This window comes from Mycobacterium paragordonae, assembly GCF_003614435.1.
GTDB lineage: Bacteria > Actinomycetota > Actinomycetes > Mycobacteriales > Mycobacteriaceae > Mycobacterium > Mycobacterium paragordonae.
Map to the genome: position 1 here is coordinate 2,619,652 of NZ_CP025546.1, position 14,637 is coordinate 2,634,288.

Here is a 14,637-nt window from a genome sequence, read left to right on the forward strand (position 1 = left end):
CGTGAAACGCGCGCTGTTCGCGACTTCGCGGCACAGGCGCGCGCGTGGCGAACCCGGGGCGGTCAGATCTGTTCGGCACCGCCGTCGACGAACATTTCCGTCCCCGTCATGAAGCTGCTTTGATCCGAGGCGAGGAAGAGGACCGCTGCCGCGATCTCTTCCGGCCGGCCGAGACGGCCCATCGGAACCTTCGCCGCTTCGCCGTCCAGGAGTTCCTGCTCCTGGCCGGCGGGCGCCAGACCTTTGAGGCCCGGCGTCTCGACCGGTCCCGGGACGACGGTGTTGACGCGGATGTCGCGGCTCACGAGTTCGGCAGCCCAGGTGCGGCCGAACGAGCGAATTGCCGCCTTTGTTGCGGCGTAGACGCTGAATGCGGGCGTCCCGTTGTAGGCGGCCGTGGAACCGGTCAGGATGATCGACGAACCGCGGTTGAGCAGCGGCAGCATCGCCTGCACGGTGAAGAGCGTGCCACCGACGTTGGTCATGAAGGTGTCGGTGAACTGTTCGAGGGTGATCTTACCCAACGGCGCGAACGCTCCGCCGCCGGCGTTCGCGAACAGCACGTCGAGCCCGTTTCCGCGGGACTCGATCGCGGCGACGATGGCCGCCAGCTGGTCATTGCTCGACACATCGGCGCGAATGCCGGTCGCATTGGCGCCGATCGAGGCCACCGCGGCGTCGATCGTCTGTTGGTTACGCCCGGTCAGAAAGACATGCGCGCCCTCGGCCGCCAACCGCTGGGCGGCCGCCAGGCCGATGCCCGAATTGCCGCCGGTGACAAGTGCGGTTTTGCCACTCAGCTGGCTCATTGCGCGTCTCGCTTTCGGCGGCCCTAACCGACCGATTCGGACTGCGCCAGTGCCGGGGAGTGGGCGAGCCACGCCAGCAGCTTGTCGTAGATCGACGGATGGTTGAGCAGGTCAAAGTGGTTCAAGCCGGTCAGGGTGAGACCGTGGGCGGCCTCGAACGGAACCTTACGTGATCGACCCACGCCTGCCGCACTCTTGGGGCGCACCAGATGGTCGCCCATGATCAGTCCGACCGCGCGGGGCGCGGCCGTGGTCGAGACGAAGTGATAGACCGCGTGCGGTAGGAAGGGCACCTCCTGGCAACGGTCGCGCAGGAACTCGTCCGGGTCGCAGTCGCGCCAGTCCTCATGGAGCAGGGCGCCGTACCGCAGATCCTTCACCCCGGCGCTGCGGGTGTTCAGAAATGCCGCCAAGCCGCGCGTCTCGGGCAGCTTCGCCAGCGCCCACGCCGCCATGTTGACGCCCTTTTCCAGGTCGGCACCCAGGTGGGGGGAACCCAGGCACACCACGTGCCGAACGGCGTCGGTCCACGCATGGTCCCGGTCGCGTCCGTAATGACATGCGCTGCGGGATACCAAACCACCCATGGAATGGCCGATCAGAACGACGTCTTCGACTGCCGTCGGCCACAATTCGTGCAGCCGGTGCAGCACGTCGGCCAGCGCCTGGCCGTTCTCCGAGATGTGGTGACCACTGTTGTAGCGCACGAACACCGGAGTGAAGTCGAGGTCCTTGCGCAATCGTTTGCCGTAGGGACGCAGCGTCTCGCCGGTTCGCGGCGCGCGCCACCATGACCGTTCGGTCATGCACCAGCCGTGCACGAACACCGCGATGCGGCCGGTCGGTTTGGGAAACGCCTTCGCGATCGAGTCCGCGGTGAGCTCCACCGGCTGTCCTTTGCGCCGGACCTGCATCGAGAGCGCAAAACCGTTCTTCCGGTTGGTCATCTCGTCGCCGTAGATTCCGTTCACCGCCGCGATCGCACCCGCGACGCGTGGACGCGCCAGCACGGTCTCGTCGTCGTTGCTCAAGGTGTGCGCCGCCAGCGCGCCCGCGCCATACAGCGAGCCCCGCACGGCCCCGTCGACCATGCTGTAGATGGTGGAAGCAGTGGCGTCATGAATCACCTGCACGGGCTTGGCCGCCGGACCTATCGAGGTGAAAACCCGACTGGCGATGCCGTGATGCACATCACGGACCAGCGTGGTCAGCACCCGCGTGCCTTCGCCGGCGAGGTCGGCCAGCGACCTCATTTCGTGTCCCTGCACGGGCCAACTCCTTTCCGCCGTTCACACCTTAGGGTTCCCATTCGAGGCGAAGATAGACCTTGCGGTACAGACTGTCGGTGTGAGCTACGCTTGCCGCCACTCGCCGACAGGGAGGTTCGTCTTGCCGCCTGAGGAGCCGTCCGAGGAATTCAACGGCTGGTCGGCGCCGCCGGCCGCGAAACGGTACCGCGTCACCCATCGCACGGAATACCGCTACTCCGATGTCGTGACCAGCTCATACGGGCGCGGATTCCTCACACCGCGAGACTCGCTGCGCCAGCACTGCGTTGCACACGAACTGATCATCGACCCGGCCCCGGCCGACAGTTCCACCAGCCGCGACACGTACGGCAACATCAGTTCGTACTTCCACGTCACCGAGCCGCACCGGGCCCTGACCATCGTCAGCGACTCGATCGTCGACGTCGCCCCGCAGGCGTCCGGGATCTACAGCACCGGGCCGGCCCTGCAACCGTGGGAGAACGCGCGACCCAACGGCGCACAGGGGGCGCTGGCGAGCGACTTCGCCCTGGACCTGACGCCACCGGAAATCACCGACGAGGTTCGTGACTACGCGGCGCCCAGCTTCGAGCCCGGACGTCCGCTCGTCGAGGTGCTGCGCGACCTCGCGTCGCGAATTTTCCGTGATTTCACTTACCGTTCGGGCTCGACCACGGTTTCCACGCGGGTAAATGAGGTTCTGACGGCCCGGGAAGGGGTATGCCAGGACTTCGCGCGGTTGGCGATCGCCTGCCTGCGCGCCCATGGTTTGGCGGCCTGCTATGTCTCCGGTTATCTGGCTACCGACCCACCCCCTGGAAAGGATCGAATGATAGGCATTGACGCCACCCACGCCTGGGCGTCGGTGTGGACGCCGCAGCAACCGGGTCAGTTCGAGTGGCTGGGCCTTGATCCCACCAACGACCAGCTGGTTGACCAGCGCTACATCGTGGTGGGACGCGGCCGCGACTACGCGGACGTGCCGCCGTTGCGCGGCATCATCTACACCAACTCGGAACGCAGCGTGATCGACGTCGGCGTCGACGTCGTCCCGTTCGAAGGAGATGCGCTGCATGCGTGACTTCCATTGCCCCAACTGCGGCCAGCGTCTGGCGTTCGAGAATTCGGAGTGCCTCAATTGCCACAGTGCCCTGGGGTTCTCCCTGGACCAGATGGCGCTGCTGGTGATCGCCAAAGGCGGCGAAGAAAGCGACCACGCCGGCGCGGTGGCCGCCAACGAATACCAGCTGTGCGCCAACCTCTTTGTGGCCGAATGCAATTGGCTGGTTCCGGTCGGCCAGCCCGGCGGCCTGTGCGAGTCGTGCGCGCTGACCATCGAGCGTCCCAACGACCAGGACACCGTCGGGCTGGCGGAGTTCGCCCGCGCCGAGGCGGCCAAGCGGCGGCTCGTCGCCGAGCTGCACGAGTTGAACCTGCCGATCATCGGGCGCGACCAGGATCCGGACTATGGACTCGCGTTCCGGCTGCTGTCCAGCGCGCACGAGAACGTGATCACCGGACACGAAAACGGCGTCATCACATTGGATCTCGCCGAGGGCGACGATGTGCACCGCGAGCAGTTGCGAGTGGAGATGGAAGAGCCGTACCGCACCCTGCTCGGGCACTTCCGCCACGAGGTGGGGCACTACTACTTTTACCGGCTGGTCCGGTCACCGGAGTACCTGCAGCGGTTCAACGAATTGTTCGGTGACCCCGACGCCGACTACCAGGCGGCGCTCGACCGTCATTACAGCCAGGGGGCGCCGGAGGGCTGGCAGGAGACCTTCGTTTCCTCGTACGCGACCATGCACCCGGCCGAAGACTGGGCCGAGACGTTCGCGCACTACCTGCACATCCGGGACACGCTGGACACCTCGGCGTCCTGCGGGCTGGCCCCGGCGGCCGCCACGTTCGACCGGCCGCCCTTGGGGCCCAGCGCTTTTCCCACCATCATCGAGATGTGGCTGCCGTTGTCCTGGTCGCTGAACATGGTGAACCGGTCGATGGGACACGACGACCTTTACCCCTTTGTGCTGCCGCCGGCGGTGCTGGACAAGATGCAGTTCGTACACACCGTGATCGAAGAGGTGACCTCGCAGCTGCAGGCCGCCACCTGAGCTCGCCGAGTTAGGCGGGCTGCCGGTGATAGACGCGGGCGGGCCGGCCTGACCCGGCGTGCTTGTGAAACTGGTCGGTCCGCGTGAACAGCGGTGAGCGGTCCAGGCGTGCTCGTGCGGCCGTGTCGGTGATCGACGTGCAGGCCCGCAGCAGCGCACAGGTCTGCACGAACGTCGTCTCCGGGCCGAGCAGGGCGTAGGTGGTGCTCGCGTCGGTCAGCAGCCGCTCGCCGATCCGCGCGAGTGCGGCACGCGCAATTTCGGTGTGCTGAAACGGCATTCCGTCGGGTATGTCGGTGACCGGGACGGCGCCTCCGGTACCTGCGGCGACACGGGCGGCCACGACGATCGACACCGTGTGCCCGCGTTCGTCACGCAGCGGGTCGCTCACCACGTCGACAATCGCGACGCCACTGGTGATCTCGGCGCCGGCCTTCTCGCGCACGATCCTCCTGGCGGCCTGCTCGACGGTTTCACCGTGCTCGGCGGCCAGCAGTCCTCCCGGCAACGTGGTCGCGCCGCGGTGCGGGGTCCCGGCGCGCCGGATCAGTACCAGGCGCGGCACCGGTTCGTCCTCGGTGAGCGCGATGACGTCTACGCTCAGCCAGGTTTGCGTCACGTGCGGGTCCACCCCTCGCGGATCACGCTGTCGCGCCGCAGGTTTGCCCGCACTTCGGCGAAGGTGTGGCTGCGCAGCAGTTGTCCGTTCTCGAAGACGATCTGCAACTCGTCGTCGCATTCGTGGTCGGCGTGTTCGATCAGGTAAGGGCGACCGTCGTCGCGGCGGCGCACGGAGAGGCGACCGGTGGCCGACTTCTTGGAGCCGTCGTCGGTGATCGGATCCTTGAGGATGTCGCGGCCCTGACCGTCGACCTGGACCCAGGTGGCTTTGACGGCCATCTTGAACGTGTCCCGCGTCTGGTACTGGTAGGTGTAGGACCCGAAACCGAAAACGACTGCGGTGGAGGAGAAGCCCTGATCCATCAGGTTTCGGGTGATCGCGTCGGCGCGTTCGTAGGTGATCGAGTCGCCGTAGATCGCGCCGACGTGCGGGTCGAGTTCGCGATAGCCCTTGTCGTTCCTGACGGTCCCGAATGTCTCCGCGAGCAGCCGCACCACGCCCTGTTGTTCCGGGGTGCCGGCGGGAGCGTTCGGATCACCGCACAGGATCAGTTCGGGGTCTCCGGAGTCGGGCCGGATGACGAGTTTGCCGTTGCGGCTTCTGATCTCGTCGGCCCGGGCGGGCAGGTACTCGGTGAGCACGCGCCACAGGTTCCAGGTGTCGGAGACGACAGACAGCGTGCCGGCCGGGTACAGCTGCAACAGACGGTCGAAGGTCTGCAGCTCGCCGTCCTGGCCGCCGGCGCACATCACCGAGTGCTCGGTGGCCGGGACACTGGCACCGATCAGTTCGCCGTCGTTTCCCGGGTAATACTGCTGGATATAGCGAATCGCGGGCAGGGTGTCGGTTCCGCAGAAGCTCAGCAGATGCCCGGCTCCGGATGCGGCCGCCGCTTCGGTGCCGGTCATGCCGCGATAGGCGAATTCGTGGCCCTGGAACTTCACCGCGTCCTCATCGCCGGACAACGCCGCCCGCCGGTCCAGCAGCGTGCGGTTACGCCACGCGAGGGTGGCGCTGGTGATGGGCTGCCACAGCTGAGCGGACAGCTCGGTCTCGAGATAGTTTGTCAGCCAGAAGAATCGGCTGTCGGTGTTCTCGACCGTCAGGTAGGGCACCCGCAGGGGGACCAAGGCGCCCTCCTTGACCGCCTTCACCCGCAGGGGCAGATAACCCAGCGTGTGCAGCTGCCGGAAGTGTTCGGCACCAATATCATTCGGCCCCAGTAGGGCCGTGACGAACTGCTCGTATGCCGTCAGCACCGCGTCGAGTTCGTCGGGCGCAAGGTCGAAGAACACCTGCCAGCGCTGCTGCAGTTGGCGCAGGTATGCCTGCAGCCCGAAGAATACGGTGGCATCGACGTCGGGCAGCCGCGTTCCGCGCGCGGTCAGGTTCGAGTAGACGAACTCGGTGCCCTTCGGGTATTGGCGGCGGTGGTCCAATTTGTACGCGTCGGTGGCCAGCAGGGTGTCCAGCGCGCGATCCTGCCTGTCGTTCATCATTGTGCCCCTTCAAGATTGGTGGCGATGCGGCGTAAGGTCTCGCTGACATGCGGAGCCAGATCTGTGGCTCGGACGGGTCCGCCCCGGGCGCTCGGCAAAGAGTCGGTGGTGTAGACGCACTGGTATCCGGACAGCGCTTGGTGAGAGCGCTCCGGACCGGTGAACCCGCCATGGGTCACCCACAGGTCCAGCGACACGTCCGCTGGTATCGCTGCCCGGAGCAGCGCGAAAGTGCCTCCGCCGTCACAGATGTCGTCCACCACGAGATAGCGGCCGTCCAGCACGCCATCGGGCGGGTGATACCCCTTGAGTTTTCCGGTGGCCTGGTCCCGTGACTTAGAGGCGATGAAGACCGGCAGCCCGAGTCGGTCGGCGACCAGTGAGGCACGTCCTCGTGAACCGGCATCCGGCCCGATGACCCCCTGGTAAGGACCGCTGCCGGTCACCGCATCGCTGACGATCGCGGCCAGGTCGAGTTCCCAGCGCCCGACGGCCGGGTTGGCCGCGGTCATCGCGTCCAGCCACACCGGGGAGTGCGGGTCGACCGCGATGATGTCGGTGATGCCGGAGAGCGCCGCCAGTCGGGCGTTCGTCCGGGCGGGGCTGGGCAGGTCCTTGTCGCCCCGTGCGCTGGGCAGGTACGGCATCACCAACACGCGGCGGGCGGCGCTGGCGACGAGGGAGGCCCAGTTGAAGACGACCGACCAATCGGGAGCCGGCGTGCGAACCCACAGCGCCTGAAGGCCGGAGGTGAGTTCCGAGTCGCCGGTGCGACGCACCGTCACGTCTCCCATCGGATAGGCGAATACCTCGATCGGTTCGGTTGTCAGTGCACCGCTGTCGGTATCGAGAGTGAAGAACTCGTAATCGGCCATGGGTTCACCGTAGCACCCATTTCTCACAAATTGTGAGAAATGTCGGAAGGGGCGCACCACTCTTGGCGCGAGCAGACGCAAAATCCTCTTGGAGCATGCACTCCCGTACGATTTTGTGTCTGCTCGCGCAGGCCGGGCGACCTAGGCCGGCATGGTGCGGCGCTCGTCCGGCCCGCCCCACAACGGCTGCATACCGCCGGGCAGGGCCAGCTGCGTCGCGGTGATCACGTCGGACAGGTCCCGCAGCCCGGCGTGCACGGCGCCCAGCAGCTCCGCCAGTTCCTCGCGGCTGCCGTCGGTGATCTCTTCCAGCTCAGCGGGATCCGAACGGCGCAGCCGGGCGCTGACCTCGTCGACGATCCGTTCCGGCCGCGACGAACCCGTCGAACTGGGCAGGTTCTTGAGGTTGATGCGCAGCCGCTCCAACTGGAATTGCAGTGACCGCGGGTTCTGTCCGTCGAACAGCATCAGGTCGGTCACCGCGGCAACGCTGATCTTGCCCAGCGTGCGCCGCCGATAGATGACCGACGACTCGCAGGCCTCGAGCATCGCCTCGACGACAGACTGTTCGGCGACGGTGCTGCGCACCGCGGTCAAGGTGTCGGCCAGCAACGCGGTCAGCCACAGGCCCCGCTCGATGCGTTTGCCGATGTCCATCATCGTCCAGCCGACGTCGTGCACCATCGACTCGCCCGCCACCCCGGACAGCGTCAGCATGCCGGCCAGCGCCTGCGACTGCGCCGAAGCCAGCAACGCATCGGCCTCGGCCAGTGACTGCGGTGGGTCGGACCGCAATGCCACTGCGCGCTCCACGTTCGCCAGCACCATCCAGGTGTCGTTGGACAACTGGTCGCGTACCGCCCGCGCGCACAGCGCCAGCCCTTCCACGGACTGGATCAGCGAACCGGGCCGGTCCAGGTCCACGGTCATCGACCACAGCATCGAGGGGGCCACGGCGATCATCTCGGCCTTGTCCGAGTCGCCGTCGCCGCTCGCCCCGGTGTCGGTCCCCGTGACCTGCCCCAGCGTGGCCATCAGGACTGGCACGCATTCGCTTTCTTCGGTGTCCTGGTGGTGGCGGTAGACGTGGTAGCGCTCGCGCGCCACGATCAGCAGCCGGGCCATGTTCTCCGCACGCTCGCCGTACCGTCCCATCCAGAACAGGTCGGAAAGTACGCGCGGCGAGCTGACGGTCCATCTGCCCGCCCCGGACGCGGCGGTCGGCGGCGCCGACGGCAGCGAGATCACCTTCTCGGCGATCGCCCGCTCCGTTGGCCGGACCCAGATATCCTTAGCGGCAACGGTTTTCAGCGTATAGGCGTCAGGATCAGGCGCGACCACGTAGCCCAGGCCGCCGATCATCGGCGCGTAGCCACTGCGCTGGGCGACGGTGAACAGTCGCATTCCCACTCCCGCCGAGGACAATACGCCGGCATGGTCGGTGGGCGCCGACGAGAACGTGGGCAGCTCCTGGCCCGCCCACCGCCACGGCACCGCCTCGATCTGCGCCGCCAATTCGGCCAACTGCGCCGACGAAAGCGTGGGCCCGACAAGGGTTTCCCCGCCGTCGGTAGGTTTGATCAACAGCGACGACAGGTTGGCCAGCAGGTGGGAGAGTTCGTTGGGGATGCCGCCCCAGTAGACCGGCGCGGTGGGCAGCAGCGGCTCTTCGCCGAGTAGGCGCTCGGCCATCTCGGGCAGAAAGCGAAGCAGCCCAGGGCTTTCCAGGATGCCGCTGCCCAGCGTGTTGACCACCGTGACCGTTCCGCGGTGCAGCGCTTCCACCAGGCCGACGACGCCGAGCCGCGAGTCGGCGCGCAGGTCCAGCGGGTCTGCGTAGAGCGCGTCCACGCGCCGCAACACCACGTCGACGCGTTTGAGGGTGCCCAGCGAACGCATCCACAACTTGCCCTCGCGCACCACCAGGTCGGCGCTCTCCACCAACGGAAAGCCCAGCAGCGTGGCCAGATACGCCTGGTCGAACGCCGTCTCGGAGTAGATACCGGGGCTGAGTACCACCACCACCGGGTCCTGCACCACATCGGGCGCGGCGTCGATCAGGGCGAGCCGCAGCGCCTGGGCGAACGGCGTGGTCGGCCGCGGAGCGATGCGCTCATACAGGTCGGGAATCGCGTGCGCCAGCACCCGGCGGTCGGCCAGCGCATAACCGGCACCCGACGGCGCCTGCGTCCAGTCGGCATTGACCTGAAACCCGCCCCAAGGCAGCCGGCTCAGATCGCAGCCGTGCATGAACAGCTGGTGGTGGCCGGGCACCTTGATTCCGTTGGCAGGGCGCACATAGCCGGGATGGGCAAACACCAACGGGGCCGGCAGCAGCCCCTCGGTGAGCAGGCTGCGCGGCCCGTACAGGTCGGCGAGCACGGCATCGAGCAGGCGGGAGCGCTGTACCAGCCCGGCTTCCAGCACCTCCCAGTCGGCGGCGGACACCACCAGTGGAAGCGTGTCCAGGCTCCAGGGCCCCGGCTCGGGACCGTGGCCGGGCGCGGGCGGGGCCTCGCGCGTCGGGTCCACACCGGTGTAGGTGATGCCGTCGTGATCGATGAGGCTGTGCACCACCGAACGCATCCGGGCCAGCCCGGCCCGGCCGCCCTGGGAGATGGTGTCGGCCAACTCGGACCAGGTGGCGCGCACGTCACCGTCGGCGTCGACGAATTCGTCGTAGCCGCCGCCGGGTCCGTCACGCAGGTCGAACAGGGCTTCCTGGGCGCGCGCGGTCCGGTAACCGGCCAGCAGGCGGTCGACGTCGTAGCGGTCACCGACCGAGAAATCTGGGAGCGCCATTACTGCTGCACGGTACGCACGCGCCGCAGGTCGAGGATGCCCGGCGCGCCGATGTCGGTGAGGAATCGGGCCTGCTTCTCTCGCAGCCCGGCGAGGTCGAACTTGCCGGGGGTGAAGCCGGCCGCTTCGAAGCGGCGGGCGCGGCGCGACTCGGCTTCCACGGCGTTCACGGGCGGCTCGTCGTAGGCGCGCCCGCCCGGATGGGCGACGTGGTACGTGCAGCCACCGCGGGAGGTCCCGGCGGTCAGGTCGATGAGCTCGAACTGCAGCGGGACATCGGTGGAGATCGTCGGGTGCAGCGCGCTGGGCGGCTGCCAGGCCTTGAACCGCACCCCGCCGACGTGGATGTCGGGATTGTCGGTGGCCAGCAGCGGGACGGGGTAGCCGTTGCAGATCACCGCGTAGCGGTGCCGGTCGGCGCCGATGACACGGACCTGGACGCGTTCGACCGAGGAGTCGACGTAGCGGGCGGTGCCGGTGGCGGTCGACTCCTCGCCCAGGGTGTTCCACGGCTCGATGGCGCCGCGCAACTCGATCTCCACGCCGTCGAATACGGCGGTGCCGATCCGGGGGAACCGGAACTCGGTGAACGGGTCCAGCCAGCTGGTCTCGAACGCGATACCTTGGGCGCGCAGGTCCGCCGCCACGTCGGCGATGTCGTGAATGAGGAAGTGCGGCAACAGGTATCGCCCGTGCAGATTGGCGCCGTGCCGGATCAGCGGGGCGCGCAGCGGCTGCTCCCAGAACCACGCCACCAGCGAGCGCACCAGCAGCGACTGCACCATCGCCATCCGCAGGTGCGGCGGCATCTCAAAACCGCGCAGTTCCAGCAGTCCGAGCCGGCCGCGCGCGCCTTCGGGGCTGTAGAGCTTGTCGATGCAGAACTCGGCGCGGTGGGTGTTGCCGGTGACGTCGGTGAGCAGATGGCGCAACGCACGGTCGGTCACCCACGGCTTGGCCGCCCCACCGGCGCTCAGGCGCGCGATCTCCGCGAAGGCGATCTCCAGTTCATAGAGCGCCTCGGCGCGGCCCTCGTCGACCCGGGGCGCCTGTGAGGTGGTTCCGATGAACCGGCCGGCGAACAGGTAGGACAGCGACGGGTGCCGCTGCCAGTAGGTCAGCAGCGATACCAGCAGGTCCGGTCGGCGCAGTAGCGGAGAATCGGCGGGCGTAACCCCGCCCAGGGTGATGTGGTTGCCGCCGCCGGTGCCGCCGTGGGTGCCGTCGATGTCGAACGACTCGGTGGACAGCCGCGCGAGCCGGGCCTGCGCGTACAGGGTTTCCAGTTGCCGGCGCTGCTCGTCGAAGCTGGCGGTCGGTGCGACGTTGACCTCGACGACCCCCGGGTCGGGCGTGATCGTCGTCGACGTCAGGCGCGGGTCCGGCGGCGGGCCGTACCCCTCGATGACCACCGGGGTGTCGACTTTCGCCGCGGCGGACTCGATGCGCGCGATCAGATCGACGAAGTCTTCCAGCGCCTCGGTGGGCGGCATGAACACGTAGAGCACGCCGTCGCGCACCTCGGCGACCAGGGCGGTCGTCGGGGCGTTGTGCGGCTCGACGAGCACCGCCTGATCGGGCGCGGCCGGGGGCAGCGGGTCGCTGATCGCCACCGGATCGACGTCGAACGACGCCGGCGGCGGGTTCCAGCTGATCGAGTTCAGCGGCAGGCGCAGACCGGCGGGCGAATCGCCCTCGGTCAGCACCAGTCGGCCCCGGCGTAACCGCCAGTCGGCGCTGGCCCAGCCGCTGCCGTCGTCGCGGCGGTGCAGGGGAAGCACGAAGGCCGACGGAGCGGTGACGGCCTCATCCAGCCGCGCCAGCAACTCCGACCGGCGCGTGTCGGCGTCGTCGGCCAGGTCGTCGTCGGGGATTACCGCATCGCCCGCCGGTAACCGGACCGCGGCGGCCAGCCGGGCCAGTGGGTCCTCGAAGGCCGGGCGAACCTGGGACAGGGGGAGTCCGAAGCCCGCTGCTATCCCGGCCAGCACGTCGTGGGCGGTGTCGATCTCGACCGGCTCGCGGTCGGAGGCGCCCCAGGGATCGGCCAGCAGTGCCTCGTCGGTCCACAACGGGCGGCCGTCGGTGCGCCAGTACAGCCCGATCTGCCAGCGCGGCAACGGCTCGCCGGGGTACCACTTGCCCTGATTGCGCTGCACCAGGCCCTGCGGCGCCCACTGCGCCTTCAACCGGGCAGCCAGGTCGGAGGCCAGCTTCCGTTTGTGCGGTCCGTCGGCGGCGGTGCGCCACTCCGGGTCGACCTGGTTGTCCACCGACACGAACGTCGGTTCACCGCCGATGGTCAGCCGGACGTCGCCGGCGGCCAGCCGCTCGTCGACGTGGTGGCCGACCGCGCAGATCGTCTGCCACGCGTCGTCGGTGTAGGGCAGCGTGACCCGCGGGTCCTCGTGGACGCGGGTGACGGTGTTGGAGAACTCCATCACCGAGCTGCACGGTTCGGTGCTTCCGGTGATGGGCGCCGCGGACGCCGGGTGCGGGGTGGCCGCCAGCGGGATGTGTCCTTCGCCGGCGAACAGCCCCGACGTCGGGTCCAGTCCGATCCAGCCCGCGCCCGGGATGTACACCTCGGTCCAGGCGTGCAGGTCGGTGAAATCGGCGGCCGGCCCCGACGGCCCGTCCAGCGCTTCGACGTCGGAGGCCAGCTGGACCAGGTATCCCGAGACGAACCGGGCGGCGAGCCCCAGCTGGCGCAGGATCGACACCAGCAACCACGCCGAATCGCGGCAGGAGCCGACGCCGCTGCGCAGGGTGAAGTCCGGGGTCTGTACGCCGGGTTCCATCCGCAGGCTGTAGGTGACGTCGACGTTGACGGCCCTGTTCAGTGCGACGAGGAAGTCGATGGTGCGGGTGCCCTCGGGCACCGAGAAGTTGCGCACCCAGGCCTGCGCCAGGTCCCCGGGCCCGGATCCTTCGCCGTCCTCGTCGACGGGACGCAGGTACGGCTCCAGGTCGTCGGCCAGCGACTTCGGGTACATCGACTTGTCCGGCTGCCAGGTCTCGGCCCAGTCTTCGATGAAGAAGTCGAACGGGTTGATCACCTTGAGGTCGGCGATCAGGCCGACGGTGATGGTCATTTCGCGCGTGGGCTTGGGGAACACCAGCCGCGCCAGGAAATTGCCCAACGCGTCCTGCTGCCAGTTGATGAAGTGTTCGGCCGGCTCGATCCGCAGCGAATAGGCCTCGATCGGCGTGCGTGAATGCGGAGCCGGGCGCAGCCGCACCACGTGGGGACAGACCTGGACCAGCTTGTCAAAGGTGTAACTGGTGCGGTGCTCCAGTGCAACTTTGATGCTCATAACCGCTGATCCCATCACAAGAGACAGCCGCCCGCAGCGCGCGCCTATGGTGGCTTGCGTTGCGGGCGGCTGTTATTCGCTTGTCAGGCCGCTCCGTGTGAACGGTCTGTTTCGGTCGCTTTACCGCTGGTAGCGGCGGGTGCCGGCAGCTATGAATACTGCTGCGGCGGCGGGTACTGCCCGGGCGGGGGGCCCGGCGGGTACTGGCCGGGGGCGCCGGGCTGACCGGGGGCACCGGCCTGCTCCAGCTCGGCGACGTGGCCGCCGGTCAGCTTGCGGTAGGTGTAGATCTGGACCAGCGCCGCGACGGGAGCTCCCACCACCAGGCCGACGTAGCAGGCGATCTGGCCGACGGCCACCGCCGCGTACTGCACCAGCCAGGACAACGCGCTGGGTCCCATGTTGGCGCGCACGGTCGCGAAGCTCGCCTTGATGGCGTCGATCGGCGAAAGCGACTTGTCGACGACATAGGGCACCGCGAACTGGGTGAAGAAGGCGATCACCAGCGGCCCGATGATGGTGCAGGACAACAGCGAGGAGGCGAGCACGATCAGCAGGGTCGTGAGCAGCACGCCGACCACATTGCGGGGCTTGAAGAAGGTCCCCATGCTGACCGGACGGCCGTCGGCGAGGTCCAGGCTGGCCGTGGTCAGACCCGCCTGCAGGAACGCCGCGACGACGAGAGCGAGGATGATGCCGACCGTCATCACGATCCAGCTGATCAGTCCGAAGTCGGTGGTGCTCGACTCGTAGCTGACGCCGTACCCGTAGTCCGTGGTGGTGGTCGTGGTCTCGGCGGTCGCGAACGCGATCCCGAGCGGGATCCCGATGACGGCGGCGATGATCAGGAAATAGATGCCGACCGGCGCGGCCAGCGCGACGGCGTTGTTCTTGAACTTGCCCCACGACCAGTTGAAGGCGTCGCCGACACTGAACGGCTGACCACCCGGGCCGCCGCCCAATCCGGCCTGGGGCGGGTAACCCTGTGGCGGGGCGCCGTAACCCGGCGGTGGCGGGGGAGGAGGCGGCGTGCCGTAGCCGGGAGCCTGGTAGCCGCCGGAACTCTGTTGTCCGTAGTCCGGCTGGGGCGGAGGTGCGCCGTAGCCCGGTGGCGGTGGAGGCGGCGCCCCGTACCCGGGAGGTGGCGGCGGAGGAGCGCTGTGACGCGGTTGGGGCGGGTAGCCCTGCGGGTTGCCGCCCTGAGGGTCGGCCGGGTTGCCTGGATATTCTGGCGGCTGGCTCATGGCTTTCCTAGGTGCCTCGTAGTTCGCTCTGGAAGATCGGGGCGTAGCAAACGGGAACTTAGCAAATGTGCGTCCCGGATGCTC

General features: G+C 68.0%; 10 protein-coding genes. 2 read left to right on the plus strand and 8 right to left on the minus strand.

The window, feature by feature from the left end; translation table 11 throughout:
- Nucleotides 1–62: 62 nt before the first annotated feature.
- Entirely contained in the window at nucleotides 63–809 is a 747-nt protein-coding gene (locus tag C0J29_RS12305; RefSeq protein WP_120792495.1) for an SDR family oxidoreductase, read from the minus strand.
- A gap of 23 nt (nucleotides 810–832) precedes the next feature.
- Nucleotides 833–2,077 (minus strand): esterase/lipase family protein, encoded by a 1,245-nt coding sequence (locus C0J29_RS12310; protein WP_120792496.1) that lies wholly within the window; start codon nucleotides 2,075–2,077, stop codon nucleotides 833–835.
- 121 nt (nucleotides 2,078–2,198) lie between these two features.
- Between C0J29_RS12310 and C0J29_RS12315 the strand changes: the two genes are divergently transcribed.
- Nucleotides 2,199–3,158, plus strand: coding sequence for a transglutaminase family protein (locus tag C0J29_RS12315; RefSeq protein WP_120792497.1), 960 nt, complete (start codon nucleotides 2,199–2,201; stop codon nucleotides 3,156–3,158).
- The gene (locus C0J29_RS12320) at nucleotides 3,151–4,194 is read left to right on the plus strand and encodes a zinc-binding metallopeptidase family protein (protein ID WP_120794698.1); all 1,044 of its coding nucleotides are present in this window, start codon (nucleotides 3,151–3,153) and stop codon (nucleotides 4,192–4,194) included. Before C0J29_RS12315 ends, C0J29_RS12320 begins: the two co-directional genes overlap by 8 nt.
- Before the next feature lie 10 nt (nucleotides 4,195–4,204).
- On the opposite strand, the gene C0J29_RS12325 is transcribed toward C0J29_RS12320, so the two are convergent.
- The 6 genes from C0J29_RS12325 to C0J29_RS12350 all read right to left on the minus strand — a co-directional run bounded on the left by C0J29_RS12325 (nucleotide 4,205) and on the right by C0J29_RS12350 (nucleotide 14,553).
- On the minus strand, nucleotides 4,205–4,813 hold the full coding sequence (locus tag C0J29_RS12325; protein WP_242460420.1) for an NUDIX domain-containing protein: 609 nt from the start codon (nucleotides 4,811–4,813) through the stop codon (nucleotides 4,205–4,207).
- Nucleotides 4,810–6,312: a nicotinate phosphoribosyltransferase gene (locus C0J29_RS12330; protein WP_120792499.1), complete on the minus strand. Its 1,503-nt coding sequence runs from the start codon at nucleotides 6,310–6,312 to the stop codon at nucleotides 4,810–4,812. Before C0J29_RS12330 ends, C0J29_RS12325 begins: the two co-directional genes overlap by 4 nt.
- Entirely contained in the window at nucleotides 6,312–7,190 is an 879-nt protein-coding gene (locus tag C0J29_RS12335; RefSeq protein WP_120792500.1) for a phosphoribosyltransferase family protein, read from the minus strand. The genes C0J29_RS12330 and C0J29_RS12335 overlap by 1 nt, the downstream gene beginning before the upstream one ends.
- Nucleotides 7,191–7,331: 141 nt before the next feature.
- On the minus strand, nucleotides 7,332–9,992 hold the full coding sequence (locus C0J29_RS12340) for a circularly permuted type 2 ATP-grasp protein (RefSeq protein WP_120792501.1): 2,661 nt from the start codon (nucleotides 9,990–9,992) through the stop codon (nucleotides 7,332–7,334).
- Nucleotides 9,992–13,309 carry a transglutaminase family protein gene (locus C0J29_RS12345; protein WP_120792502.1) on the minus strand — a complete coding sequence of 1,106 codons (3,318 nt, stop codon included), beginning with the start codon at nucleotides 13,307–13,309 and terminating at the stop codon, nucleotides 9,992–9,994. The genes C0J29_RS12340 and C0J29_RS12345 overlap by 1 nt, the downstream gene beginning before the upstream one ends.
- A gap of 149 nt (nucleotides 13,310–13,458) precedes the next feature.
- A complete protein-coding gene (locus tag C0J29_RS12350) occupies nucleotides 13,459–14,553 on the minus strand; it encodes a DUF2189 domain-containing protein (protein WP_065042651.1) in 1,095 nt (364 codons plus the stop codon).
- Nucleotides 14,554–14,637: the final 84 nt, after the last annotated feature.

Coding starts and splice junctions, on each gene's coding strand:
- C0J29_RS12340 (WP_120792501.1), bottom strand. CDS start 9,992: ATGGCGCTCCCAGATTTCTCGGTCGGTGACCGCTACGACGTCGACCGC.
- C0J29_RS12330 (WP_120792499.1), bottom strand. CDS start 6,312: ATGAACGACAGGCAGGATCGCGCGCTGGACACCCTGCTGGCCACCGAC.
- C0J29_RS12305 (WP_120792495.1), bottom strand. CDS start 809: ATGAGCCAGCTGAGTGGCAAAACCGCACTTGTCACCGGCGGCAATTCG.
- C0J29_RS12335 (WP_120792500.1), bottom strand. CDS start 7,190: ATGGCCGATTACGAGTTCTTCACTCTCGATACCGACAGCGGTGCACTG.
- C0J29_RS12350 (WP_065042651.1), bottom strand. CDS start 14,553: ATGAGCCAGCCGCCAGAATATCCAGGCAACCCGGCCGACCCTCAGGGC.
- C0J29_RS12320 (WP_120794698.1), top strand. CDS start 3,151: ATGCGTGACTTCCATTGCCCCAACTGCGGCCAGCGTCTGGCGTTCGAG.
- C0J29_RS12345 (WP_120792502.1), bottom strand. CDS start 13,309: ATGAGCATCAAAGTTGCACTGGAGCACCGCACCAGTTACACCTTTGAC.